23 protein-coding genes and 1 pseudogene are annotated in these 26,110 nt (G+C 64.0%); 14 read left to right on the top strand and 10 right to left on the bottom strand.

The features are described from left to right. Positions 1-71: 71 nt before the first annotated feature. The 5 genes from FHR56_RS09195 to tssI are packed head-to-tail and all read right to left on the bottom strand — an operon-like array spanning position 72 to position 8,847. Complete coding sequence (locus FHR56_RS09195) at positions 72-614, bottom strand: hypothetical protein (RefSeq protein WP_160947757.1); 543 nt, start codon at positions 612-614, stop codon at positions 72-74. 31 nt (positions 615-645) lie between these two features. Continuing rightward, entirely contained in the window at positions 646-969 is a 324-nt protein-coding gene (locus FHR56_RS09200; protein ID WP_160947758.1) for a hypothetical protein, read from the bottom strand. 4 nt (positions 970-973) lie between these two features. Next, entirely contained in the window at positions 974-5,788 is a 4,815-nt protein-coding gene (locus FHR56_RS09205; RefSeq protein ID WP_160947759.1) for a DUF6531 domain-containing protein, read from the bottom strand. A gap of 44 nt (positions 5,789-5,832) precedes the next feature. Next, a complete protein-coding gene (locus FHR56_RS09210) occupies positions 5,833-6,291 on the bottom strand; it encodes a DUF1795 domain-containing protein (protein WP_160947760.1) in 459 nt (152 codons plus the stop codon). A 30-nt stretch (positions 6,292-6,321) separates the two neighbouring features. After that, positions 6,322-8,847: a type VI secretion system tip protein TssI/VgrG gene (gene tssI, locus FHR56_RS09215; protein WP_160947761.1), complete on the bottom strand. Its 2,526-nt coding sequence runs from the start codon at positions 8,845-8,847 to the stop codon at positions 6,322-6,324. Between the two features lie 273 nt (positions 8,848-9,120). Between tssI and FHR56_RS09220 the strand changes: the two genes are divergently transcribed. From FHR56_RS09220 to FHR56_RS09270, 11 genes are all read left to right on the top strand, one after another. Next, positions 9,121-10,068: a LysR family transcriptional regulator gene (locus FHR56_RS09220; protein WP_160947762.1), complete on the top strand. Its 948-nt coding sequence runs from the start codon at positions 9,121-9,123 to the stop codon at positions 10,066-10,068. Positions 10,069-10,199: 131 nt separating this feature from the next. After that, positions 10,200-11,087, top strand: a complete 888-nt coding sequence (locus FHR56_RS09225) for an NAD(P)-dependent oxidoreductase (RefSeq protein ID WP_160947763.1) — start codon at positions 10,200-10,202, stop codon at positions 11,085-11,087. Between the two features lie 70 nt (positions 11,088-11,157). Beyond that, a complete protein-coding gene (locus FHR56_RS09230) occupies positions 11,158-12,096 on the top strand; it encodes a tripartite tricarboxylate transporter substrate binding protein (protein ID WP_160947764.1) in 939 nt (312 codons plus the stop codon). Positions 12,097-12,267: 171 nt separating this feature from the next. Beyond that, positions 12,268-13,215 carry a hypothetical protein gene (locus FHR56_RS09235; protein ID WP_237473325.1) on the top strand — a complete coding sequence of 316 codons (948 nt, stop codon included), beginning with the start codon at positions 12,268-12,270 and terminating at the stop codon, positions 13,213-13,215. A 386-nt stretch (positions 13,216-13,601) separates the two neighbouring features. Next, positions 13,602-13,991 (top strand): JAB domain-containing protein, encoded by a 390-nt coding sequence (locus FHR56_RS09240; RefSeq protein WP_160947765.1) that lies wholly within the window; start codon positions 13,602-13,604, stop codon positions 13,989-13,991. Positions 13,992-14,128: 137 nt separating this feature from the next. Further along, positions 14,129-14,572 (top strand): TIGR03757 family integrating conjugative element protein, encoded by a 444-nt coding sequence (locus FHR56_RS09245; RefSeq protein ID WP_160947766.1) that lies wholly within the window; start codon positions 14,129-14,131, stop codon positions 14,570-14,572. Further along, complete coding sequence (locus FHR56_RS09250; RefSeq protein WP_160947767.1) at positions 14,572-15,501, top strand: TIGR03756 family integrating conjugative element protein; 930 nt, start codon at positions 14,572-14,574, stop codon at positions 15,499-15,501. The genes FHR56_RS09245 and FHR56_RS09250 overlap by 1 nt, the downstream gene beginning before the upstream one ends. A gap of 11 nt (positions 15,502-15,512) precedes the next feature. After that, a complete protein-coding gene (locus FHR56_RS09255) occupies positions 15,513-16,913 on the top strand; it encodes an integrating conjugative element protein (protein WP_160947768.1) in 1,401 nt (466 codons plus the stop codon). Beyond that, positions 16,910-17,872, top strand: coding sequence for a phosphoadenosine phosphosulfate reductase family protein (locus tag FHR56_RS09260; RefSeq protein WP_160947769.1), 963 nt, complete (start codon positions 16,910-16,912; stop codon positions 17,870-17,872). The genes FHR56_RS09255 and FHR56_RS09260 overlap by 4 nt, the downstream gene beginning before the upstream one ends. Continuing rightward, a complete protein-coding gene (locus tag FHR56_RS09265; RefSeq protein WP_160947770.1) occupies positions 17,869-18,210 on the top strand; it encodes a hypothetical protein in 342 nt (113 codons plus the stop codon). The genes FHR56_RS09260 and FHR56_RS09265 overlap by 4 nt, the downstream gene beginning before the upstream one ends. 285 nt (positions 18,211-18,495) lie before the next feature. Beyond that, positions 18,496-18,744 carry a hypothetical protein gene (locus tag FHR56_RS09270; RefSeq protein ID WP_160947771.1) on the top strand — a complete coding sequence of 83 codons (249 nt, stop codon included), beginning with the start codon at positions 18,496-18,498 and terminating at the stop codon, positions 18,742-18,744. Here FHR56_RS09270 and FHR56_RS09275 read toward each other — a convergent pair. The 3 genes and pseudogenes from FHR56_RS09275 to FHR56_RS09285 form a co-directional block, all read right to left on the bottom strand. Next, the gene (locus tag FHR56_RS09275) at positions 18,741-19,922 is read right to left on the bottom strand and encodes a hypothetical protein (protein ID WP_160947772.1); all 1,182 of its coding nucleotides are present in this window, start codon (positions 19,920-19,922) and stop codon (positions 18,741-18,743) included. The genes FHR56_RS09270 and FHR56_RS09275 overlap by 4 nt on opposite strands. Positions 19,923-19,984: 62 nt before the next feature. Further along, positions 19,985-21,148 carry a hypothetical protein gene (locus FHR56_RS09280; RefSeq protein ID WP_160947773.1) on the bottom strand — a complete coding sequence of 388 codons (1,164 nt, stop codon included), beginning with the start codon at positions 21,146-21,148 and terminating at the stop codon, positions 19,985-19,987. Positions 21,149-22,167: 1,019 nt separating this feature from the next. Next, positions 22,168-23,514 (bottom strand): annotated as a pseudogene (locus FHR56_RS09285) (serine hydrolase domain-containing protein). Between FHR56_RS09285 and FHR56_RS09295 the strand changes: the two are divergent. From FHR56_RS09295 to FHR56_RS09305, 3 genes are read left to right on the top strand one after another with little or no spacing between them, the layout of a single operon-like run. After that, positions 23,513-24,175: a dienelactone hydrolase family protein gene (locus FHR56_RS09295; RefSeq protein WP_160947776.1), complete on the top strand. Its 663-nt coding sequence runs from the start codon at positions 23,513-23,515 to the stop codon at positions 24,173-24,175. The pseudogene FHR56_RS09285 and the gene FHR56_RS09295 sit on opposite strands and share 2 nt — an antisense overlap. Before the next feature lie 8 nt (positions 24,176-24,183). Next, positions 24,184-24,591 (top strand): HIT family protein, encoded by a 408-nt coding sequence (locus tag FHR56_RS09300; RefSeq protein ID WP_150409877.1) that lies wholly within the window; start codon positions 24,184-24,186, stop codon positions 24,589-24,591. 28 nt (positions 24,592-24,619) lie between these two features. Further along, the gene (locus FHR56_RS09305) at positions 24,620-24,787 is read left to right on the top strand and encodes a DUF5668 domain-containing protein (protein ID WP_003467495.1); all 168 of its coding nucleotides are present in this window, start codon (positions 24,620-24,622) and stop codon (positions 24,785-24,787) included. A gap of 132 nt (positions 24,788-24,919) precedes the next feature. Here FHR56_RS09305 and FHR56_RS09310 read toward each other — a convergent pair whose 3' ends face one another. Both FHR56_RS09310 and dcd read right to left on the bottom strand, forming a co-directional pair. Continuing rightward, entirely contained in the window at positions 24,920-25,447 is a 528-nt protein-coding gene (locus FHR56_RS09310; RefSeq protein WP_160947777.1) for an RDD family protein, read from the bottom strand. Between the two features lie 37 nt (positions 25,448-25,484). After that, entirely contained in the window at positions 25,485-26,057 is a 573-nt protein-coding gene (gene dcd / locus FHR56_RS09315) for a dCTP deaminase (protein ID WP_010340509.1), read from the bottom strand. Positions 26,058-26,110: the final 53 nt, after the last annotated feature.

The following is a 26,110-nucleotide window of genomic DNA, read 5'->3' on the forward strand; positions in this document are numbered from 1 at the left end:
GAGGTGCGCGGGCAAATTGTGTGAACCAGCTGCTGAGACTCGACAGCTAGGGCGTGTACTTCTACCGCTCATCAGGAGACAGGGTCTTCTCTCTTAGGATGGTACGTCGCCGATAAAAATGCGGACTGCACTGTGCGTCCGACCTCGAAAGCACCCGCATTCCCGGAGAGGCTGACTGCCTTTTCCTCCATGGGACCGTTCCAGTTAATTCGATTGTGATTATCGAATGGGACGACGCGGATCTCTCCCCTTTCCAGATATCGCAACACCTGAACGACCCTGCAGTTCTTCTCCAGGATACCCATTCCTCGCGCTCCGAACCATCCGGAAACCACTTTGTTGCGACCCGCGATATCGTACTCATCGAAGGAGTGAGCCTGCGTGTCAAAGTCGTTGAGGGCCTTCAGCGTGGCTTGTCCCAACTCCTCAGCGCCAACGTCGCGGTCTAGCTTCGCGCTCAACGCACAGAACTCGCTTGCGAGTTGTTCGGAGCCGTGTTGGGGCAGCAGCACCTGTCCCTGCTGGCACATCTCCAGCACAAAATAGCTGCCCTTGTATTCGTAGATCTGGGTTTCTAGGAGCTTGTAGTTGGTGTGCGAGCTGCGACGCATCATTCTGAATCTCTTGAAACGCGCCAGGAAAAGCCTAAGCTTCTGCCAATATCTTCTTTAGGCCGTTTTCCAACTGCGTGAGATTAGAAAGATTTCCATCCTTATCACGGGCACGATCCCATGCAGGAATTGCCTTTTCAAAAAGCTTTGCCCCGGCATCTGTGAGATGCGAGCGCATCAACACCAAGTCTTCAATTGCATCGCCCGACTCATCAAGCAACTCTATTTTGCTCAGGCCGTGATCCCGTAGGAATCTATAAACAATCGTTGTCTTCGCCTTCACGCGGGAGCGCCACTCTTTATTCTTCGACGACTGGTACATATCCACCAGACTTGGGGACATCATAAAATCTTCCATCAAACTACTCCACTCGAATGACTCTAGACGTGTTCCGAACTTCAACCAGAACTTTTGACCCTGGCTCCCGGACGTAAGTTCCACCTTGGCTTCTTATACGCGCTTCCTTCAAAGTCTGCGCGCGCTTATCGGCAGTTCGACTCGTCACTTCTACAGCCGTACCCTTGCCGTCTGGACCTTTCACAACAAAGTCAACACGACGTGCTTCGCCGGTCACAGGATCCCGAACAATCTTCCCATTTGCGTCGCGCAGATATCGTTCACGCAAGACATTTGACGCGCCGAACTTACCGTCCAATTTAGCACCTACGCGCGCTTCGCGTGCCGTACCTGCCACCTTGTTCGGAATACAAGCCCAGCCCCAAGGATCGATCCAGGACAAGGGATTGGACGCATATCCATGCAGGTTGATCCCGCCAGCCAATCCAATAGGATCCGGTGCGGTGAAGGCGCCAAGGTCAGGGTCGTAGTACCGGAAGGTGTTGTAGTGCAACCCCGTTTCCCGGTCCAGGTACTGCCCCTGCATCCGCAGGTTCTGCGGCATGGGGGTCGCGCTGACTTGCGCCCGGATGCCCGTCTCCACCATCGGAGCGTTCACCGGTCGGCCCGCAGCATCGAAGGCCTGCCACTCCTCGGCGACCGCGTTGCCCCACAACCGGTACTGAGCCCTCCACACGAGGTGCCCATTGAGATCGCTCATCTCCTCAGGCAATCCGCTGGGTTGCAGGTGGAAGTAGTAGATGCGCGCAGTTGGCGTCGATGCCGGCGCGGTGCGCTGTGCCGGCCCGCACGGTTCTGCAGACCCACCGGTCTCTTCTTCCTGCACGCCCCGCTCCCGTGCTTCGATGCCAGCCAGGTAGCGCGCGGTAGCCCCCACCGGCCCTGCTACGGCATGGCGAGCATCACTGGAGTCGCCGTTGGTGACCGGGATCGAACGGACCTTGCCCGCGGCGGGGTCGCCTCGCGGGTCTTCCCCTGCCAGCGCCAGCACTGCAACTGGATGCTCCGGTTCCAGCGAACCGGTACCGTCGATGCGCGCCAGAGGCCGGTAGCTGGCCGGTTCATACACATAGGTGCTGTTGTGCGCGCCACGGCTCTCCTGCAGCAGCCTCATACCTTCCCACACGAATCGCGTCTGGCCGAAGTCGTCCTCCTTGGCAATGCGCCGGCCCAGCGGGTCGTAGCGATAGCGGAAGACCTGGCGGATGGGTTCACCGTCGCGGCCCGCGCGGATGACGGAGGCATGGGTCATGCGGTGCAGTGCGTCGTAGCGGCAGTGCAGTTCGGTGTGCGCGCCGATGCGCTTGCGCACCAAGCGGCCGAAGCCGTCGTAGTCGAAGCGCTTGTCTTGCAGCACCTTCACCCGGTTGTGGCGCACCCAGCCCCGGCTGCCCTCTGCGCCCTGCGTCACGGGCGCGTCCAGCCGGTTGCCGGCCGGATCGTAGTGGAACACCTCGTGCAACGCCTGCTGCAGGGCTGGAGACACGCCGCCCACAGCGCCTGCGATCTGCAGCGTGGCCGACAGGACATGGCCTGCCGGGTCATAGCGGTAGCGGGTCTCCCCATTACGGCTGTGGCGCGTGCGCACCAACTCACCCGCGGCGTCATAGTCCCACTGCTTGCGCAGGCCGTCCGTGGGCACTGCCAATCCCGGTGCGGTCGTCGCGTCCGGCATCTGTTGCGCCCAATCGCCGCCTACACGCAGGCTCGCCGATTGGGTCCACTGTGCCCGCTGCCGGCCCAGTGGGTCGTAGGCCCGGCGGCTCGCCCAGCGTCCTTGCGTGCGCAGCACCTCGCGATGCAGGTCATCACGCTCGATGTCGGCGACCACCACGCCGTCCAGGCTGATCTGATGGACATGGCCGCTGCCATAGTGCAACTCGCGCAGCACGCGCCCATCCGGTAGTTCGGTGGCAAGGCGATTGCCCAGCGGGTCGCAGGTGTGGCGCATTACGCTACGGGTGCCGGATGCCGTGTCCTCCGCTGCCTCCAGCGCCAGATCGCCCAGCAGGGTGTAGCCGAATTCCGCCACTTGCGCGGGCGACTGGCCGGCAGCATCGAGCGTTTCCGCACGCACCAGCCGGTTCATCTTGTCGTAGGCGAAGCGCTGCACGATGACGTCTTGCGGAGACGGTGTTCCCGTCACGGCCAGCACGCGCTTGGCGATCAGCCGCCCGATGCCGTCGCGCTCGCACGTGGTGCGGATCGGCGCCGCCGGCACATGCCCCTGGATGGCCTGCTCAACCACGTCGTCCTCGCCGGGGTCTTCTCGCAGTTCCACCACGCGCCCCAGCGGATCGTGAGAGAAGGTGTGGCGGCTACCGTCCGGCCGCAATTCCTGCACCATCCGGTTCGCCGTGTCGTAGGCAAAGCGGTAGGTGGCGCCGTTCTCGCTGACGAGGCTCGCGAGGCGGTGCGCTGCGTCGTAGCCCAGGTGGACCGTGCTGCCGTCGGGCCGCTGCAGCGCCAGCAGCTTGCCGTGGATGTCGTAGCGGTACTGCGTGAGCCGGTTACTCGAATCGCCAGCTGACACGAGCTGGTCCGCGTCGTCGTAGCTATACCGTTCCGCTGTGCCGTCCGCCCGTGTCACGCTCAGCAGCCGGCCCAGGGCATCGTGCACGTAGTGCGTGGTCTGCCCCAGCGCATCGGTGTGCTTGCTCAGGAATCCGTTGGCGTCGTACTCGAAGCGCGTGGTCTTGCCCGAGCAATCGGTGTGGCGCACCAGCAGGGCGCGTTCATCCCAGGCCCATTGCTGGCGTCCACCGTTCGCGTCGATGGTGACCACTGGCAGGCCACGGGGGTCGTGCAGCGTGGATTCGCGCCAGCGCGCCTCGCCCTCGTCGCCCGGGATATGCGGCGGCGTGCCAGGGTCCAGCGGCGGCCCGAGCACCTCCGTGCGGTTGCCGCGGTCGTCGTAGGTGTAGTGCCAGCGGGTGCCGTCCACGGCGGCGGCCGCGCGCACGCGTTGCAGGCGTTCGTGCCAGTCCAGCCGGGCGGTCTGCCCCAGCGGGTCGGTGGCGCCGGTCAGGTTGCCCAGGCGGTCGTAGGTGAAGGTGAACCGGCTGCCGTCCGCACGCGTCCAGGCCAGCAGTTGCCACAGGCCGTTCCACTCCATGCGCTGCACCTGCCCCAGCGGATCCTCGATGCGCGTGACGTTCTGGTCCGCGTCGTGGTCGAAGAGCTGCACCCGTCCGAGGTGGTCCGTGACGCGCGTGCGCCGATCGCCGGCCCGTTCGCCGGGCAGGTCGTACTCGAAGGTCCAGGCCGTGGCGGGCATGCCCGGGGCCGCATCCTCCAGCCAGTGCTGCACCACGCGGCCTTCCGGAGCCGGCCGGTCCCACCGGTAGCGGGCCACCAGCCCGCTGGCGAAGGTCTGTGCGACGAGGGTGGAGCCCTCCCAGGTGAAGCGCCGCACGCAGCGCCCCAGGCGGTCGATGACCTGGGCGAGCTGGCCATGGGCGTCGTAGCGGTATTCGACCAGCGTGCCGGCCGGGCCGCCCGCCGTGAGGTCCACGCGCACGAGGCGCAGCCCGCCGGCCTGTGCATATCGCAGTGCGAGCCGGTGGCCCGCGCTGTCGGTCACATGCCGCACCACGCCATCGGCATCTCGGTGGAAGTCGATGGTGTTGCCGTTGAAATCCGCCCATTGCAGCAACCCCAGGCGTTCTCCATCGCTGCTGCCGGTGCGCTGGCCGAAGCAGTAGATCCAGCCCAGCGCAGGCATGCCGATGAAGTAGGCGCCGCCCTCCCCGCGGCTCAGTTGCACGCCTTCCGGCACGCTGAACATCTGGCCGCCGGGCGGCAGGTCGTCGAAGGGGATGTCGCGGCCGGACTCGTCGATGAAGTGCGCCTTGCCGCCTTCGAAGACCAGTTCCACGCTGAAAGGCACGCTCCAGCCCGTGCCCAGCGCGCCCGTGCGCGCATCGCAGGATGCATACGTGCGGCGCCAGACGATGGGCAGCGCCCCTGGCAGGCTGAAGTCGGTGTCATCGTCGCCCAGCAGCACCTTGGCGCCGGTCACCACGTGCACCGGCTTGCCCTGGAGGAAGTTGCCCACGGCCGTGCCCGCTCCGTCCCCCCAACTGGTTGCGGTGGACGACCCGCCGTCGAAAGACGGCATCACTTCGCCCATCACCTTCGCGCCCACCACGCCCGAGAGCACGGCCATCCCGAAACACTTGACGCCGGCCTTGAGCGCGCCGGCAGCGCCACCGAGGATGCCCGCCCAGAAGCGCGCCTTGCTGGCGAAGTCCCGATCGGACTGCGGCACCTCGCGCACGCGGAACTCCGCGATAGGCACGGACTCGCCACCGATGAAGACGTCTTCCGAGCCCTTGCTGATCTTCGCCTCGCAGTCCACGCAGTCGCCTTCGCGTGCGGCGCGGTAGCTGTCGATGAAGACGTTCTCGCTGCCGAAGATGACCAGGCTGGTGGGCATGCTGTGCTTGTCGCACATGGCCACGTCCAGCCCCGTGCGGATCGCCGGCTTGCCGTTGATGAAAACCGTGGTCGATCCGGTCGCTGTGAGCGTGCCGCACTCGGACGTGAAACTTCGCCCGAAGGCCTCGCCGAACGACTGAACGAAGTCGCCCACCAGCGAGAACGCATGTGCCACGACGAACGACGCCACGGCAACACCCAGGCCGATCGCAATCCCGGCGGCCGTGCCCAGGCCCGGACAGGCGATCGTACCCACCACGGCGCCGATCGCCACCGCGGCCCCGAATTCGATGCCGACCGCCGCGGCCGCGCCGGCAGCGTGCCCCTCCCTGGCATAGCTGTGGGCGATCGGATCGTGCAGACGGGCGGCCTTGGGCATGGCGTAGTGCGGTTAAAGCTGGTGTGGGAAAGAGACCGGTGGCCTCACGCGCGCAGGCGCAGGCTGTGCAGGACCGAGGCCCAGTGGGCGACGTGCTCCTCCTTCCAGGGGCCGGCATACGTGCCGGTCACGACCAGTGCGCGGCGCCCGGGCATCTCCGCGAGCACGATCTTCTGGTGGATGGGATGGCCCTGCTTCGTGTAAGTGACGTATGCACCCGCAGCGTTGTGCGCTCCGCCGGAAGAAGGTGCGCCCGCCGGCGAATTCAACGGCAGATGGGTCGTGCCGAACTCCAGTTCCTTGAACTGCTTGCCCGACGTGGACAGCGCCTTGACCTGCTCGCGCAGCAGTTGCTCAACGCTTCCGCCCTCGTCGAAATAGTCGCGCGTGATGACCACGCTGAAAGGCAGGGCGGGATCACCGAAGACCAGCACGTTCACGCTGCGGTCGATGAAGCTGCCCTCGGGCAGGTCGAAGGTGGCTTCCTGGATGTGGTACTGCATGGATGGTTCCGCGGCCGGGGCCGCGGGAGGTCAGTTGATGTTGACGGGCTTGCCCAGCACGGTGAGCACGTCCTTGAGCTCGATGAGCCCGTTCTTGCCGCGGATCTCCACCTTGCCGTCGCTGGTGAGGGTGATGGAGGCCCCCTCGCCCGCGGTGAGCGTGATCGTCGCGCCCGCCTGCAGGCGGATGTGCTGGCCGGCCTTGACGAGCACCGAGTCCTCGGTGGCCTGCAGGTTGACGTTCTGCTGGCCCACGACGGTGGCGGTGTCCGTGCGCGAGGCCAGGGTCGCGTTCTGCTGCGCGGTGAGGTTGAGGTTGCCCGTCTGCGCATCGGTGGCGATGTCGCCCGCGCCCACGGTGGTGCGCTGCCCGCCTTCGGAGACGTGCGTCAGCATGCCGGCCTTGGCGAGCTGTGTGAGCTGCGCGCCGCTGGAGACGGTGATGTGCTGCGTGGCGTGCATCGACGCGCTCTGGCCCGAGCTGATGACGATCGGCTTGGGGCTGACCATTGTGTGGCCCTGCGGGCTCACGATGGAGACGATGGGCTGCGTGATGTCGCGCGAGAGTTCGCGCAGCGCCTGCGACTGCGGCATGGCCGGATCGGTGTCCGACGGCAGGGCCGCTTCCGGCGCACCACCACCGCCGCCCTGGAAGGCCGACAGCGCGGCAGCCGCCTTGGACAGCGATGCCGATGCCGCCTGCGCGCCGGTCATGGCCGCGATGCCCGCGCCCAGTTCCATCATGTGCGAGGTCTTGAGCGAGTTGAGTGCGCCAAGATTCGAGTCCAGCGTCTGCGCCGCCTGGCTGGCCTGCTGCATGAGCGATGCCGTGCCGGACAGGCCCGCGCCCAGCTGGTCGAAGCCGTCCGGGTTGAAGTTGGCCACCATGGACGTGAAGTCCTGCGGGTAGGTGGTGATGAGCAGGCCCTTGTCCGCCCGGATCGAGCCCCACAGGTCCGTGCGCAGCTCGAAGCCATATCCCCGCTGCGACCCCGTGCCCTGGTGCATCAGGTACCCCATGTTCAGGTACGTGTTGCCGTACGTGTTCGACAACTCCAGGTGCTCTATCCCCTTCTGGTCCTCGAAGCGCAGCATGCTCGCCCCGCCACCTCCCTTGCTCCAGCGCGTGAGCGTGCCCGACTGCGTCTTGTGTTCCGGCAGCTTCCACGGCGGCATCTGCTCCGCGTTGTACACCCGCCCCGTGATGATCGGCTGGTCCGGGTCTCCGGAGAGAAAATCCACGATAACTTCTTGGCCTATGCGCGGCAGGTAGATGCTCCCGTAGTTCTGCCCCGCCCAGCCGTGCGACACGCGGATCCAGCAGCTGGACTGCTCGTCGAACTTGCCCTGCCGGTCCCAGTGGAACTGCACCTTCACCCGCCCGTACTGGTCCGGCCAGATCTCCTCGCCCGGCGGGCCCACCACCACCGCCGTCTGCGGCCCCGTCGTCTTCGGCTTGGGGGTCACCCGTGCCGGCGTGTACGGCAGGCTCGTGGGCTGCGCCTGCAGCGTGAACCGCTGGAACGAGCCCTCTTCCTGCACCGTGCCCTTGCCCCCCGGGTTCGCCGCGCTCACCCGCGGGTTCTCCTTGAAGTGGTACTGCAGGCCGGTGATCAGGTACTGCTGGTTCTGGTCCCCGCGCGGGTAGTTCTCCAGCGTGAAGAGGTAGCCCGTCGCCAGCGACCGGTGGCGCGATTCGCCGCGCACCGTGCTGCGCCCGCTCAGGTTCTCCTGCAGCCGCACCCGCGCATAGGCTTCTCCGTCGCCGAACTCCGTGTAGCCCCCGGGCCACTCGTAGGTTTCGTAGGCGTCGTGGCTGTGCCCGGGCGGCATCTGCCGCATGTTCGCCAGGTCCGCCTTGGGCTTCTTGAAGTCGTAGTCGTCGTTGTAGAAGCGGCCCGAGTGGATCTCCTCGTGCAGCTCCCAGGCGTGGATGTTCTCGCGGTCCGCCGTGGCCGACTTCTCGGGCGGATAGAACGGAATCGTGGCCGCCCCGGGCAGCGGCTGGTGCGAGGCCACGATGTCGTCGGCCAGCGTCAGCGTGTGCTGGCCCTGCGCATGCTGGTGGTAGTAATAGATGCCCTCGTGCTCCATCAGCCGCGAGACGAACTGCAGGTCGCTCTCGTCATATTGCACGCAGTATTCCCACGTGCGGTAGCTGCGGCTGAGCTTCTTTTCCATCGGATATCCGTACGCGCCCAGCACCTCCTCGATGATGTCGGGCACGCTCTTGTTCTGGAATATCCGGAAATCGCTCTTGCGCGAGGCCAGCCAAAGCCAGGGCTGCAGCCGCAGGCGGTAAGCGTAGAAGCGGTGGTCCTGTCCCTGCGTGCCGAAGCGCGTCACGATCCCGTTGAGGTAGCGCCGGCCTCCGCCTTCGGTCTCCACCACCACCGTGGCGCTCTTGCCCAGCAGGGCCTTGGGGTCGATGCTTTTGTCTTCGCTCAGCAGGTCGATGTCGAGGCTGAAGACCTGGCTCAGTTCTTCCCGCCCCTGCAACTGCCGGAACTGCAGTTGCTCTCCCAGGGGCGTCTGTATGGTGACGCGGCGTGTCATGGTGGTTGGCCGCGAGCCATGAGCGGCTGCACGGACGAGTCAAAACGGCGGCGATCATAGGGCCGGCGGTGGCATATTGGGTAGCCGTAAAGCGGAACAAATTTGTTTTTAAATGTTCGATACAAGTGCAGGCTACGGCTCTCACCCTTGAATCACAGAAATATTTATTGAAGGCATAACGAAAGAAGCCGGTACAACCGCTACACCAGAAGACGCATAACCGATAAACAGCGGCCATGATCTGCCAATCCTGAACGCTATCGAGTAGCCGCCATGCAGTTTCGACTCAAACAGATGGAAGTCTTCCGCGCGGTGATGCTGACCGGCACAGTGAAAGGCGCCGCCGCCATGCTTTGCTCGTCACAGCCCGCCGTCAGCCGCTCGCTTGCGCACACCGAGCAGTCACTGGGCCTCACACTCTTTCAACGCACCAAGGGTAGATTGGTGCCCACGCCGGAAGCAGAAGCGCTGATCGAGCAGGTCAACGCGTTCTTCCAACACGCGATCCGCGTAAATGATTTCGTGACAAGCCTGCGCACCGCTTCAGTGGGACACCTCACCGTGATTTCCAGCTATTGCTTGAGTCGGGGCCTGGTATCCAGAGCGGTTGTTCGCTTCATGGAGCGGCACCCGAAAGTACAGGTACAGCTGCGCACCAGTCTTCTCGCCGACATGCCCAAGGCATTGCTCAGCGAAGAAGCGGATATCGCGGTTGCCGCCGTGGCAATGGATCATTTGCAACTCCAGGTCCAACCGCTCACGGAGGGACGCATGGTGTGCGTGATGCAGAGCGGACATCCTTTGGCGACGGCCGAAAGCGTGTCCTTCACTGACTTGGCAAAGCATGCCGTGATCACACCCCACCCAAGCATCCCATTCGGGCAATTGCTGTCCGCAGCCCTGGAGCGGGCCGGCGTGTCCCTGGACGCACGCGTCAACGTCCACAACATGGACCTCGCCTGTGCATTGGTACGTTCCGGTGCCGGACTGGCCATCGTGGACGAATTCACCGTGGACGGACTGGACGGCACGCAGGGCCTCACGACTGTCGCACTCAAGGAGGACGTACTGATTGCGCCTGCCGTCCTCAGCTCCGCGCACAGAGCAACGCGGCCATGCACCGAATCCTTCTTGGACGCCTTGACGGAGCAGGCATACATGGATCGCCAAAGGCGAAGAGGCATGGACCGCGAGCAAAAGCCGTGTTTATCGGCAACATAAAAGTCGGCGCAACTCCCCTGTGAGTGTCGGAGTGCCTTAACTCGACAGTCATACTCCCAAGACGATTTTGCAATCGGTAGATTCCGCGCTGCGGCATAGCATTTCATCCAGAAGTCATTCGGAAGGAAGCTATGCGGATCGGGTTGGTAGGAGCCGGGAATATCGGCAGGCATTTTGCAGCGCGATGGGCAGCCGCCGGGCATTGCGTAACGGTGTACGACACCTGCAAGAAGGCCATGGGTCATGCAGCGAGCATGGGTGCGATACCGGCGACCGACCTCGGCGGGCTGATCGCGAACCAGGACGCGATTGCGCTGAGCCTTCCCACGCCAGAAGTCGTCATCGATGTTGCACAGGCTATCGCTGCCTTGGCCTGCGCCCATCCAGTGCGTCTCATCGTGGATCTGTCCACGACGGGCGCGGACGCCACTGTCCGCGTGGATACGATACTGAAAGAGGCCGGAGTGCCATTCTTCTCTGCGCCCGTGAGCGGTGGCACCGTCGCAGCCGCGGCGGGGCAGTTGACGGTGATGGCGGCGGGCCCGCTGCCCGGCTGGGAGCGCGCCATGCCGATGTTCGATGCCATTGCGCGGCATACGTTCTACCTCGGACCGAACATACGGCTCGGCCAGACGCTCAAGCTCATCAACAACACGTTGTACGCGGCATGCATGCTCGCCAGTTGCGAGGCCCTCGTGTGCGGAACGAAGGCAGGGATCGAGGCGCATACCCTGCTGAACGTCATCAACCGCTCCAGTGGACGCTGCTTCGCGACGATGGAGCGCCTGCCCAACGCACTGGACCGCAGCTTCCCTCTTCGCTTCAAAACCTCGCTGCTGCACAAAGACATGCATCTGGCGCTCATGGCCGCAGACGAACTGGGGGTCCCCATGCAAGTCAGCAAGGCCGCTTTGCGGCTACTGGACGACGCGATGGTCGCGAGCCTCGGAGAGGCCGACAACATCACAGCCATCCAGGTCGTCGAGCGCCATGCCGGCGTCGTTTTTGGCGAGTTGTGACATCGCCCTGCCCAAGGCGAGTGCTCGCCACACCCTACACAAGAACACCAGACCATTGAGGAGAAGAACCATGAAACGAAAAATCGTCGCCGCGCTCGTCGCAGCCCTTCCATTGCTGGCTTCGGCCTTTCCCGAGAAACCAATCAAGCTGATCGTGCCAATGGCGGCAGGGAGCATCACCGACGTGGCGGCGCGCTCGGTCGCCGAGGCCATGTCGCAACGCCTCAAACAACCTGTCGTCGTGGACAACCAACAGAACCTGGTCGGCACGATGGCCGCCGTCCGCGCTGCCCCCGACGGGTACACGCTGCTGATCGTCGGCATCACCAATGCCGCAACCAACCTCATCACCATGAAGTCGCCGCCCTACGATCCGCGCAAGGACTTCACGCCGATCGGGCAGATGGCCGAACTGCCCTACCTCCTGGTATCCAGTACGAAACTGCCGGTGCAGACGATGAAGGACCTCATCAGCTACGGAAAGTCCCATCCGGACAAGCTGTCCTATGGTTACGGCTCAGGCAGCGCCCAACTGGCGACGCTGCGCTTCACATCGATGGCCGACATAACCGCCACGGGGGTAGGCTACAAGGGCGTCCCGCAAGCCATGACGGACCTGATGGGCGGCACCATCGACTTCGTCGTCGCCGACCTGAACAACGGGCTCCAGGCAGCTCGGGCCGGCCGCGTCACGGCGCTTGGTGTGACCTCCGCGAAGCGCTCCCCGCTCGCGCCCGACGTTCCCACATTGCACGAGCAAGGCCTGGACGGCTATGACATCTCGGTTCGCTTCGGCCTTGCCGGGCCGGCGCACCTGCCCGCCGCGATCACCGAACAGCTCAACGCGGTATTGCGCGAAGCCCTCGCCGATCCTGCTGTCCGGCAACGCTTCGACGGTGCAGGCATCGCGATCGTGCCTTCCTCCCCCGAAGTCTTCACCCGGAACATCAGGGACGACATTGCCAAATGGTCGGCGATCGCTAAGGAAGCCGGCATCGCACCGCAATAGCGGCCGCGCTCGCCGATCCCTCGTCCGTCTGCACTGAGGACGGGGCGCCTCTGCGGCTGGCCGCGCTCGCCTCGCCCTGGGCGGCGGCGCCCGGCTCGCCCATGCTCCACTCGTAACAATCGCATGCCCGCGGCGGCAGGGATCGGCTCGTCCCTGTCTCTCGAAAGATCCATGACCATGACGCCAACCCGAATCAACACCCACGTGGCCCTGGCCCAGGCCATATCACCTCTCAAAGTGTGGGGCAGCTTTAAGGACGCGAATGTCCGCCAACACGTGTTGCGCGTGGCAAAGGCCCTGGTGGCCGTAAGACGCGACCTGGAAGCCAGCGCGCACGCCTTGGCGACAACCAGGTTGCGGGCCCTGGGGCACACATTGGCGCAGCTTGCACAGGTTGCGGACCGGCTACCTCGTGGGCCCCTTCACGGTGTTCTGTTGCCTCAAGACCGCAACGCCGCCAACTGGTCCAGCGGCATGCTGAAACACGGGTGGCATGGGTTGGCGACGACATCACAGATCGCCTGGGCCCTGGGATTCGACCACGCCAGCTTCGCCGGAGCCGCGGACAACCCGACACTGCGCTGGATCGCCTGCGGCGATGTGCCTCTGTATCTGCGAGGCTACTGGCAAGTGCTCGGAGGGGTGATCGACGCGCCGCTGCTACGTTGGATGAGCGACCTGGGACAACGCCAATACGAGCCGCCCGAAGCGAACTCTGCAGCGCTCAAGGGAAGCTACCGCGACACGATCCAGCAGTTGGATTTCATGGCTTCCGCGCTGCGTGACCTGGATCTGCGCATGCAGGAGTGCTGTTGGATGCTCAATAAGCTTTGCGAGCGGCTGGACCCACTGGGTCAACGGGTTCTTTCTGCTCTGGAGACTCGATACCCAGGAGCCGGCGGGGGCATCCCCACCGACCACGTGTATGCGGAGTTCGACTCGGACCAGCAACACAACATGCGAACCGGGTGTGCTGCGTTACTTCGCCTGGCGCAAATCCGGCTCATCGACGATGGGGGGGCACTGACAGATCACGGTCGCGATGCGGTGGTGGACGCTCGCCGGCTACTCCTGGGCGGTATGTCCCTGGCCGCCCCGAGCCCCATGGCCACGGCCTAACCGGGTCACCTCCAGGCCCGGATTCTGCCTGGGCGCCCGCGCTCCAGATGCGCACTATCGATCGCAGGTCGCGGAGGATGACATCCTCCCTTCCCAGGCAGCCATGATCTTCGAGGCTGCGGCGCGCCGGCGCCGATCACACCAGTCCGCCCAGCATCCGAACCGCGGACGAGCAGCGCGAAAAGCGCTGGGGATGCACTTCATCGTCAACCCATGGGGCCTTCACCCCGATGGGCGTGTAGCCCCACTTCCTATGAAAGCCGGAGGCTACATATGCCGCAACTTGCCACGTCCGAGGTGCTGCAGCCAGCACCACGCCCTGCCCCACGCTCACCGTCCAGGAAACCCGCCTGGTCCACCGCGCCCTCCACGTGCTGGAGCGGCGCATGTTCCAACGGGAAGCAACGATCTCGAGCCCCAGAGTGCTTTACGACTACCTGCGGCTGAAGCTCGCCGGTGAACACCACGAGGTCTTCGGCGTTGTCTTCCTCGACAGCCAGCTTCGGGCCATCACCTTCGAGGCCCTGTTCCACGGGACCATCAACCAGGCTGCGGTCTACCCGCGCGTCATCGTAAGGCGAGCCATGGATCTGAACGCCAGTTCGGTCATCCTCGTGCACAACCACCCGTCGGGCGCCTCCCAGAGCAGCGACGCCGACCGGGCCCTCACCGAGCGCATCTGCGCTTCGCTGGGCCTGATCGATGTCCGCGTGATGGACCACGTGATCGTCGGCTCGGGCACCCCCTACTCCTTCGCCGAAGTCGGCCTGTTGTGATCCAACGACGCCCCGGCCACCGGGGCGTTCTCTCCCCGCCGAACAACACGGCGGCGGGCGTTGCCGATTTTCCCTGGCCGCGCCCGGAGGCCTGCGTTCGACTTGGGCCCCAGCGAACACACCTCCCGGGTTCCCACGTGCCATCCCATCGCCTCTCCCTGCACCCGAGTCTCGTCCCTCTCGCGAGAGCGACAGCCGGCCTCGCCTTGATGACCTCCGCAACGGCTTTCGCTGACGACGTGAGGATCTTCACCGACGAGGCCCACCCGGTCGCCATCGTGCCCGGTGCGACCGTCGTCGAGCTGGACGCCCCCGCCCGCCTGGTTTCGGAACTGAGCGCGGGCCTGCCGGTGGACCCGCAGCGAGCGGAAGCCATGCTGCGCCAGCGTCTGGCGAGCCCTGGCTTCGCCGACAGGCAGAAGAAGATCGGCCTGGCCTACCAGGCCGTGGCTGACGCGTACTCGCTCGGTGTCGCGAAGCTGCCCGCCGTCGTTGTCGATGGACGCTACGTCGTCTATGGAGACGCGGACACGCGCCGCGCCCTGGGCTGCATCGCAGCGTATCGGAGGGCTGGCCAGTGATGCGCTCGAAGAAGCTGCGCGCCGCGACCTTCGGCGTCCTGTTCGCCGCGACTGTGCCCTCGTATGCACTGGATACGGCGACCATCGTGGCGTCGGCCCTTTCGCCCGACTGCTTCGCGTATCGGGTATCGGGCATCTGCTACTGGCTGTACTGCACCTGGAGCGGCTGCACGGTGCGCACCTCCGTGAAGGTGCGGCACTACGTACCCGATGCGGTCGTCTCCAGCTACAGCAACACCGGAGCCAACCCCTGGGTCGAAGTGCGCGCGATGAGCGTACCCAACCCCACCGCACAGGCGGGGGGCGACGGAACCACCAACCAGAGCCACGAGAACAATCTCGCCAAGTTCAAGGACGCGGACGTGATCGGGCACCCAGCCGGCGAAGCATTCTCCGCGTTCGCAAGTGCTTCCGGGTACACGTGCGAGGGAGCGGGCACGCCATTCATGCCGTACCTGCTGAGCACCTACGACACCCTGGCGTGGCGCTACAACGTGCCGGAACTGGCGTACCCCGAGTCGCTGACACCCGGCATGCGCGAGATCGGATCGCGCCTGTCGGCGGACCTGTGGGGCAATGTCTATCCGCGCGGCGGGTTCCTTCACCAGACAGACGACTACTTCAGTGGCGCCGTGGTCGCGCAGCGGGCAGGCGATGTGGTCACACGCACCGGCCAGCCGCACGTGTACCAGCCGCTGCTCGCGAGCCCGCGCGCCGGCTATTGGCCCGCAGGCCCGCTGGTCGAGAGCAACGCAGATTCGGGCAAGTGGCAAGAGCTGACGCCCACCCTCTCCAGCCAATGCGCGGTCTTCCCCAACCGCGGCCCCCACGTGCAGGCCCAGCAAGGTGACTACGCCTGGGCGCTCTGGCGCCCGTACAGCTGCTGCCAGCGGCGCGGCCAGGTCTTCCTCGGCAGCACCGATTTCTGATGGAGACGCCCATGGACAACATGGCATTCCCCCGTACTTCTCCCCGCGCAGGACTGCGCAGACTGATCGCCTGCGCCGCACTCGTCACCCTCTGCAGCACGTCGGGTGCGCAAACGCGGATCGACGAGGATGGCATCCGCACCAGCGGCAAGGTAATCGGCAGCGACGTGCTCTACAGCATCGGGGGTGGCCGCGCCGTGTCGATGACGCCTGCGGGGAACATGCAAAGCATCGGCGTCGGCGTGGGCTGGAACAGCAACCTGATCTGCGGCGACATGAGCATCACCACCACGCTGCAGAACCAGTTGAACGGCATCAGCAACGGGTTCCAGTCGATCATGAGCAACGTGATCCAGTCCGCAACGAGCGCGGTGGCCTCGCTGCCGGCGCTCATCATCCAGCGCGCAGATCCCGGGCTGTACAACCTGCTGACGAACGGCATCCTGCAGGCCCGGCTCGACTTCGACCGCTCCAAGATGACCTGCCGGGCGATCGCGACCCGGATGGCGGACATGGCGGGCGGGCAAACCGGCTGGGACCAGTTGGCCGAGGGCATGGCCCTCAAGCAGGCGGTCGCCAGCACCGATGCGGTTTCGGCCATCGAGCGCGCCGAAGCCAACAAGGGCAACAACGGCGTGCCCTGGGTGGGCGGGGGTAGCGCAGGTGGCTCGGGCCAGTCCTCGATCAAGATCGTGGGAGACGTCACGCGTGCGGGCTACAACCTGCTGAACGGACGTGGGGCCACCGATACGTCCTCCATCTCGGCGAGCGACTGCAATGGTCGCCTGTCATGCCAAACATGGAGCTCGCCCCAGGCCGCGGCCACATGGGCGACGCGGGTGTTGGGCGAGCGCGAGCAGCGAACCTGCGAGGCCTGCACGAAGACCTCGACGACACCCGGCGTGGGTCTGACGCCACTGATCCAGGAAGAGTACGAGGCTAAGCTCAAGGCCCTGCAGGAACTCGTCTCGGGGGCGAAGCCAACGACCGCTGCAAACCTGGACGCCGCCGGCAGCGCTTCGCTGCCGCTCACGCGCGGCGTCATCGAAGCTCTGCGCGACGAGCCCGACCAGGATCTGCTGGGCAAGCGCCTGGCGTCGGAGGTCGCTCTCGCCTCGGTGATGGAGAAGGCCCTGCTGCTGCAGCGCACGCTGCTGACCGGACGCAAGGAACCCAACGTCGCGGCCAACGAGCTCGCGACGAAGGCCGTGGACCAGGAAAGTGGAGCACTGGAACAGGAGATCCAGAACCTCAAGACCGAGCTCGAACTGCGCCGCGAACTCGCCGGCAACTCGCCGATGACATTGATCCAGCGCTACAGCACGCGCGCCGCCGGCTCGCGCGGCATCTACCAAGGCGATCCAACCCGTGATCGTGTCCAGGAAATTCAGAAACCGCGGAGCACGCAGTGAACGCCAGCAACGGCGTCAGGCGCGTCCAGCACCTGGTCAACGTCTCGGGCGGCAAGGACTCCACCGCGACCTATTTGCTCGCCCTGGAGTCCGGGCGGGACTTTCGTGCGGTCTTCGCAGACACCGGCAACGAGCACGAACTCACCTACGAGTTCGTGCAGCGACTGCCGGAGCGCACAGGCGGCCCTGGGATCGAGTGGGTGAAGGCAGACTTCCGCGCAAGGATGGCGAAGCACAAGGCTTATGTGCTGGAGCGGTGGCCGCAGATGGGCATCCCCCATGCGCTCGTGCGCGAGGCTGCGGAACTGCACGAGCCCACGGGCAACCCCTTCCTCGACCTCTGCATCACTAAGGGACGCTTTCCATCGAGGATGGCTCAGTTCTGTACCTCCGAGCTGAAAGAGCTGCCGATCACCGAGCAGGTGGTCCTGCCGATGCTCCGGCGCGGGCCCGTCATCCAGTGGCTCGGGATCCGTGCGGAGGAAAGCCGACATCGCGCCCTGCAGCCACGCCTCAACCGCCATGAATCCGGCTGCTACCTCTGGCGGCCGATCTTCGACTGGACGCTGCAGCAGGTCTGGAAAAAGCACGCCGACCATGGGCTCACGCCCAACCCGCTCTACTCCATGGGCATGGGCCGCGTCGGCTGCATGCCCTGCATCCACACTCGGAAAGCCGAACTCAGGTCAATTGCCGAGCGCTTCCCGGAACACGTTGATCGCATCGAGCGCTGGGAACGGGTCGTCGCGGCGGCGAACAAACGCCATGCCGCGACCTTCTTTCCGGTACGAAAGGACCCTACCGATGTCGACCGACCGGGCCATTACTCGGGCATCCGGCGCGTGGTGCAGTGGTGCCGCACCGCGCGCGGCGGCCGCCAATATGCGCTGTTCTTCGATGACCAGCCCGGCGGTGGCTGTTCCTCCGACTTGGCACTGTGCGAAAGGAGCAGCCTGTGACCAGGCCTGCCGAGGGCCGCGGCGCAATGTCGATCGTGCGATCCCTGGGCCGCGCGGCGATCTGGATTGGCCTTCTGATCGGCGTGGCGGTTACGGTCAACGTGCTGGGAATTCGGGCCGTCGGCGGCACCGAAGCCTGGGCGCAATGGCTGAAGGCGCACGCTGGCTACTTCATGGCTTGGCGCATCGTTCTGTACGCGGTTGCCATTGTGCTGTGGCGTCGCCTTCGAGTTCGACTGCAGCAAGCTGGGACCGGCGTCGAAGAACTTGCGCGTATTCGCCGCGTTGAAATCGCAGCGGTGCTTGCTGTTCTTGTCCTCGAAGCGAGCACCCTCTGAGAGTCAAAGAATAGGGGGCTGCGCGCCACCGCATTTCTCATGGCCCCACTCTGACGGATGCGTTCGACTTGCGGCATACACGCACCAGGAGTTTCACGTGCCGGTCCGTCGCCCCCCTCTCCGCCCTAGCGCATTCCATTGCATGGACGCACGGCCCAGCCATGCCGAGTGTCCGGTCGCCACTGCATTGATCGACGACCACCATGCCCACCGCGGGATCACTGAGCCGGCAGTCGCCACCCATCACTCGGTCGCGGGCCCTAAGTGGCATGAAGAGGTCCGGCGATGATCGGGACCCAGCGCACCGGCAGGCTTCCCGGCGTCGTGATGCACGCGACCTCGCATGAGGGCTTGCTCGTGGACGTGGATGGAAAGCCCGCCCGCTTGGCCATCATCGATGCTGATGGCAAGGTCATCGCGGCAGGCGCTGAGGTGGCCCGTGAAGCCGAAGCTGTGGCGCTCAACAACTACCGCAACACGCTCAAGGGCCAGGGCTTTTTGCGCACCTACGGCAGGCCTATTCAGAATGGTTAGAGTTCAGGCAAGTCGTACTCTCCAGCCTTGGCGTTTATGAAGCTAGAGAGTGGCAACCGGGTGCCTGCTGCCATTGCTGTTAAGGCCTGAGCAGACGACCAGCCAGGCTGAAGAAGCGCTGTGTTTACCTGAACATCGAGTTCCATGGCGGTCGCTTGCTGTTCCAGCGACCTCCATGCATCGGACGCATTCGCGAGGTCCGAGGCAACGGCAGCAAAATCTGCAGCACTGCCATCTGACAAGGATTGCTTCAGCAACGCTATTTCTTGCACGAGCGCGGCACTGAGGGCCTGCCAGTCAGATGTAAGAACATTGGCACTACCAATCGCCGAACTGATAGCACTAGAGACGCTCTGGTAGGCACGTACCTGAAGCTTACACGCTGCGACATCCGAGGACGCGCTAGACATCTGCGCTTGATTAACGGAGATTTTCGCAAGATCGTTTTCAATATCCACTGTATCGAGATCGATAATGTATTGTGCGGCAGCCGAAATACCCACCAAAACTAGCTTCAATGCAAGAAATGGCGGATCCCAAGCAGGAGTAAAACGAGATAACCAAAGGATGATATTCGATGCCGTAGTCTCGAAAATTATATTGTTCTGCAAGGCTCTGATATCGTTTTCTAGCGCCTCTACAGCGGCAGTCAACGCTTCGACCTGCGCTTGATCGACAGTTTCTTCGCTCATGAAATCAGCGACCAATCGCTGCAGGCATGCCGTCAAGGATGGCAGGCCGCTGTCGAACGCCTCGATATCGGAGAGGCAAGACGCGACAAAAAGTGACACCTGATTTACCTGATCAATGACCAAACCGAGCTTTTGATTCAAGTCAGATAGCACCTGCGGGTCACTTGGCGATTCCTCCAGAGAGCTCGCGTCGGCAGCGGCGGAAGCTAACACAGCCGCCACCAGTGGACCATTGGCGATCACGAACGAAGGCAGAGAACTGAACTTGCTAGCGACTCCATTGAACCAAGAAACCGCCTGCATCTGGGCAATCAGGTAGGTGCTGGTGAACTCGGACCAATTCGCCGGCGTGTTCTGCAGCACCGGAAGCGAAGATGCGGCCACTCCGGCAATCGCAACATTGACAGTTAGGAAACTTTGCCGATAGGTCTGGCCTGAGACAGTCAACTGGGGAATGCTTGCTTGGATGATCGGATGCAATGGCATGTCTTAATTCCCTAAAGCACACTACGCAGTACGATTGGGCCGGTTATGGCACAGAACGATAATTAAGCTGCTACCGCCTGGGGACCGGTCAGATAGGAAATGAGATCTTGCTTGGGCGCTCCAGCAACCTCCGCTTGTACTTGAGCGGGTGTCATACCAACTTGGATATCGGCTTCAGAGTAATTGACACTGAGAGTCAGATTGATAGCGAGTTGATCGACCGCATTCCATTCCTCAAGCGCGGAATTGATGTCCGCAAGCGCAGAGCTGTATGCCGCGCTAGTCGCATCCGCCAATGCATCGTTAGTATCGGCAATGGCAGCCTTAATTTCTGATTCAAAAGTGTTCCATTGTTCAAGGACGGCTTGCACACTCGTGGTGACTGCCGCCATGTCTTTCACGAACTTAGTGAATACTTGTACAGTCGCCACGCACGTAGCCACGTCTGCAGTGTATTCGCTCATTTGATTCGTGTCGTTGACGATTTTTGCCTTGTCGGCAGCGATTTGCTCGGCAGCAACATCGATCCCATAGGCGGCGCCTGCAATCATTGCGATAGATAAAAATTTCACAAGGCAGCCAACCGGGGTCCATCCGGATATGCGCCCAACATATAATGCCGCACCTGCTATCACAGCATCAAAGATGATCATGGACTCTTGACTACTTATGTCCTGATTGAGGCTGGCCATGTCGCTTTGGAACTGTTCGATTTGCCCCTGATCGACATTCTCCGCATTGGTAAAATCAGTCAACAAGGCATTCAGCTCCGAAAGGAGCGCCGGCAGCCCATCATTGAACGTACTTACCAAGTACTGACAATTACTGATGAATCCGCTTGAAAATTGAAGTTGCTGGATGACGTTGTTGAGATCCAGCTTCAGGAAACTCAGTGTCGACGGATCAGGGTTACTCTGGAGAGAGGTGGCGTAGCTGGCACAGGAAGTTAAAGCCTGCTGGACAACTTGGTAACTACTCTGCACGTTCTGCGGGACCGAGTAGAGTTGGACCAACACATCTTGAAGCCATTGCTGCGCATTGGCCTTGGCGGCGGTGAGCGTCGCGCTGAACTGGGGATAGTTTTCGGGAGGATGGTTCAAAGGTGGCAGCGAAGTTTTGGCCACAGCTGTCATGGCCGAGCTCACCGTCGCAACATTTTGTTGATAAGTCTGCTGTGCCGAGACAAGGTTTTGGGCATTTTTCGCGATCGCGTGAGAAAGAAGCATGGTCACTCCTTGAAATGAACTCCGGTGGGCTGATGATAGACATGGCTTAGCCCAATCTCTTAGATAGCCGTCGCATACATCCGATCGAAAACGGCGGGAACATCACGCTTGCTGCCGAAAAAATTGCACCTTAAAAGCGTCGCTTGCGGACGATCACGTAACTCGCGCCAATATGGAGCAACCGGCCCCACGCTGCAGTACCAGTGGTCGGGAGGGGTGAAGAGCTCTTTCAGGTTAACTGAGCATGCATCGATAGCGGATCATTTGCGGCGCCCGAATACATATTCTGCAGGTGGCATGCGGCCAATGCTTCCGCGCACGGGCAACTTCGTTGTAGTTCTTGCGCCACAATATGGTGCTTCTCACGCTTGGGCCAAACTCTCGGCCCGTTATTTTTGAGGCTCGCGTCTCAAAATTAGCCGTTGAGCCGTTCCATGGATGCGCTCTAGCCGCGCTTTCCTGGCACTTGTCAGCATGTACCCGATGCCTCAGGCCTGTAACCAGGCCTCGGGACCCGGCAGGTGAATTCGGATCCTTTCCGGTCCTGCAGACTTGCGGCTACCCACCGACGCACTGTCGCTAGCAGCGCCGAAGGTGTTGCTAGCGACAACACGGATACCCTCCCCAGATCCGGCCGCCACTCTTCAGTGCGGCGCGACGCGCGATCTTCTTCCACCGACTGGTCACGAATCCGGCGGTTTCCTGCATCCGCCCCTCCTCAGCATGGAGGTAGCGCATGAATGTGACTGGGAACCTGTCGACCGCCCCTACCGCGCCGGCGCTTTGTTGCGGCCTCAAGAGATAAATAGGTTGGCTTTTGGGCAGCCCAGCGAAACGAACCCCACCTTCGGAGGCAGCTGGTCAGCAGGGGAGGCAGGCAGAACGTTCTTCACAGGGTCACCGATTCGCGTGGGCGCAGATGCCCTGACTGATAAACCTTGGAATTTTACCTTGCAGAGGGTGGGGATGCGCAAAAGCGCCTCTACCGCTGCACCCTGGCGGCTGAACGCGCCGCGCGGTCAACGGGGCACGGCGATGATCTGCACCGAATCGACCAGGGTCCTGGACCACACATCGTCGCGATTGCCGTTGGTCAGGTAGACCATCACGTAATGGTCGTCCAGATTCGCGCCGTAGAGAATGCGCACGCGCACCTTGGTGCCACCGTCATGGCCCAGTTCATGCCAGCGCCCCTGTTCGCCGTAATCCCAGCCGGATGCAAAGCCGCCCTGCGCGCCATTGGGAAACAGATAAGGGCGCCAGTGCTTCAACAGCGCCGCGCGCGAGACGAGCTTCCCATCGGCGATGGCCGACATGAAGGTGTCCACGTCCTCGAGGGTTGAAACGATGCAGCCTTGGGCGATGGCGTAATCGGGCCACCGGATCGGCGCATCGACGACGGCGCGCCCGTTGTCCGCGTGGTAGCTCGCGACCATCCCGACGGGCGGACGTGCCGGCTCCAGCACCGTCCCGTGCAAGCCCAGAGGCCGGATGATCCGCTCTTCAACCAGCAACCGGTAAGGCTTGTGCGTCACGCGCTGCAGAACTGCCGCGAGCACGAGATAGTTCGTCCCCGCATAGCGCGTCTGGGCATCCGGCGCCGAGGTGGAGGGCCGCTTGCTTGCGGCGGCCAATGCCGCCTCCAGCGTCGGCGGGAACGGCCGATCCAGATGCTGGGGATCGAAGAAGTCCGGCAGCCCGGTGACGTGATTCATGAACTGCTCGACGCGGAGGGAGCGCCACGTCTCGGGCAGGTTGGGCACGTAGCGCGAAGCCGGCGCCGCCAGATCGATCCTGCCCTCTTCCACCAGTTACAGCACCAGCGTGTTGGTGAACAGCTTGCTTACCGAATAGATCGGGAATGGCGTCTTGGACGTGATGGGCTGTCCGCCGCCCATTGCCGTCGTGCCGGTGGCCCCTTCATAGACCAGCTCGCCATTGTGCCTCACCCGTACCGCCTGGGCCGGAATGCCATGACCCAAAGCATTGGCCTTGAGCTGCGCGTCCAGCGCCTCCTTCAGATCGCTGGCGCTACCCGACCCACTGGCCGCAAGAAAGAGACCGACGATGACAAACCATCGTTTCATGTTGCCTCCCGATCCCCGGGCGCAAGCGCGCCAGACGCCATGCGGCGATGCCCGGATGGTAGCAGCAGGGCCGCTCCCCACGGACAGGCCTGCGGCGCTCTGGGACGCCGAGACCGGATGTTGGATCCCAACGACAGCGGATGCCTGAAGAGGAGCGCAGCGCGTCGTCGTCCCGCAGCACCGCCGGGCGGCCGCCCCGGGCGTGCCTCCGCACTCACCCCGGTTTAGCCCGGGCGATGGATAATCGGCCGCTCCCCCACTCCACAGGATTCCCCGCATGGGCCACTGGACCACGCTCGACACCGCTCACGGCCAGGTTTCCGCCTGGCACGCCCTGCCCGAGGGCACGCCGCGCGGCGGCCTGGTGGTCATCCAGGAGATTTTCGGGGTGACCGACTACATCCGCCAGGTCGCCGACCGCTACGCCGCGCACGGCTACGAAGTGCTGGCGCCGGCGCTGTTCGATCCGGTGGAGAAGGACGCGCAGCTGGCCTACGACCAGGAAGGCGTGCGCAAGGGCCTGGAACTGGTCGGCGCGCTCGGCTTCGACCGCGCCCTGGATATCGTGCAGGCGGCGGCGCAGGCGCTGGCGCCGGCCGGCAAGGTCGGCACCCTGGGCTACTGCTGGGGCGGCAGCGTCGCGTTGCTGTCGGCGCTGCGCCTGGGCCTGCCCTCGGTGAGTTACTACGGCGGCCGCAATACCCAGTTCCTGGACGAGACGCCGAAGGCGCCGGTGCTGTTCCACTTCGGCGCCCAGGACGGCAGCATTCCGGCCGAATCGATCCAGCAGCACCGCGAGAAGCTGCCGCAGATGCAGACCTTCGTGTACCCGGCCGGGCACGGCTTCGACCGCCACGTGGATCCGAACCACTACGACGCCGACAGTGCCGAGCTCGCCCGCGAACGCAGCCTGGCGTTCCTCGCCGAGCACCTGGGCTGAGCCGCGGCATGGCCGACTTCGTCCTGGACCCGCGGCTGCAGGCCGACAGCGCGTTCGTCGCCGACGGGCCGCTGTCGCAGGTGCGGCTGATGGACGACGCCCGCTTCCCGTGGCTGCTGCTGGTGCCGCGGGTGGCCGAGGCCAGCGAGTGGATCGACCTGGACGGCGGCCAGCAGCGCCTGCTGCTGGCCGAGATCAATCAGCTCTCGCAGTTGCTGCGGCAGGAGCCGGGCGTGCACAAGCTCAACATCGGCGCACTGGGCAACGTGGTGCGGCAACTGCACGTGCACGTGCTGGGGCGGCATCCGGGCGATGCCGCCTGGCCCGGCCCGGTGTGGGGCAGCGGCGCGGCACAGCGGCTGCCGGCCGAAGAACTGCAGGCGCGTGTTGCGGCGTGGCGCCAGCGGCTACGATAGGCGCCCTTTTTGCGGAAGCCGCGCCTCCATGAAATCCAATGTGATCGCCGCCATCGTGCTGATCGTGATCGGCCTGGTGTTCCTGGCCAACAACCTGGGCTGGACCAACCTGAGCCTGGGTCGGCTGATCGCCACCTGGTGGCCGGCGATCCTGGTCGCGGTCGGCGTCGGCATGCTGTTCGGCCGCGGCAAGTAGGTGGAGCCGGGATTGGGGATTTGGGAGTGGGGATTCGCAAAAGCGATCCCCCACTCTTAGCTGCGACGTCGCGTTAGCGGCTTTCGGGAGCGGCGCCTGCGAACGCAGGGGCGCCGTGTCGCGACTGCTGGCTCAGCGGCGGACGTTGACCACGCGGGTGCCGGCGATCAGGTCGTGCAGGCAGCGCTTGTCCTGGCGGAAGATGAACAGCGCGTCCACCAGGGCGTAGATACCGCCGACGATCGGCAGCAGCGAGATCGCCTGGGTCGGCAGGTAGCGCAACGCGATCAGGCGCCAGAACGGCGGCTGCCCGCCGTCCAGGTCGGCGATGCGGATCCACAGCAGCTTCTTGCCCCAGGTCTGGCCAGTCTTGGCCAGCGGGTAGCCCTGCACCAGCAGGAAGATCACCATGCCCAGCACGCCGTAGCCGAGCGTGGTCAGGAACGACACCTGCACGCCGCTGCGCGCGGCCTCCATGACCTTGCCGAAGTAGCCGGTCAGCGCCGCCACCGGCAGGAACGTCGCCAGCGAGATCACGCCATCGATCAGCGCCGCGCCGAGGCGCTCGCCACGGCCGGCGAGGACCTCGCCGCCGGCGGCGTCCGGCAGCGCGGGCGGCAACGCCGCGTCCGGGGCCTGGTAGGGATTGGGGTCGTTCATTGCGCGCTCCTTGTGCTGTGGGAAAGATCGGGTGGGGTCAGGTCTTGGGCAGGGTCACGCCGGTCTGGCCCTGGTACTTGCCGCCGCGGTCCTTGTAGCTGGTCTCGCAGACGTCGTCGGCATCGGACTGGAAGAACAGCATCTGCGCCACGCCCTCGTTGGCGTAGATGCGCGCCGGCAGCGGCGTGGTGTTGCTGAATTCCAGGGTCACGTGCCCTTCCCACTCCGGCTCCAGCGGGGTGACGTTGACGATGATGCCGCAACGCGCATAGGTGCTCTTGCCCAGGCACACCACCAGGGTGTCGCGCGGGATGCGGAAGAACTCCACGGTGCGCGCCAGCGCGAAGCTGTTGGGCGGGATGATGCACTCGTCGGCCTCGATGTCGACGAAGCTCTTGGGGTCGAAGTGCTTGGGGTCGACAATGGTCGAGTTGATGTTGGTGAACACCTTGAACTCGCGCGAGCAGCGCACGTCGTAACCGTAGCTGGAGGTGCCGTAGCTGACGATGCGCTGGCCGTCGACCTGCTTGACCTGGCCCGGTTCGTAGGGCGCGATCATGCCGTGCTGTTCGGACATGCGGCGGATCCAGCGGTCGCTCTTGATGCTCATGGGGGTTCCTGATGCGGTGGCGGCGGCCGCAGCCTGCACGCCGGGAACGCGGC

Origin of the sequence: Xanthomonas sp. F10 (assembly GCF_014206815.1) — a bacterium.
In the GTDB taxonomy this organism is placed as follows: Bacteria; Pseudomonadota; Gammaproteobacteria; order Xanthomonadales; family Xanthomonadaceae; genus Xanthomonas_A; species Xanthomonas_A indica.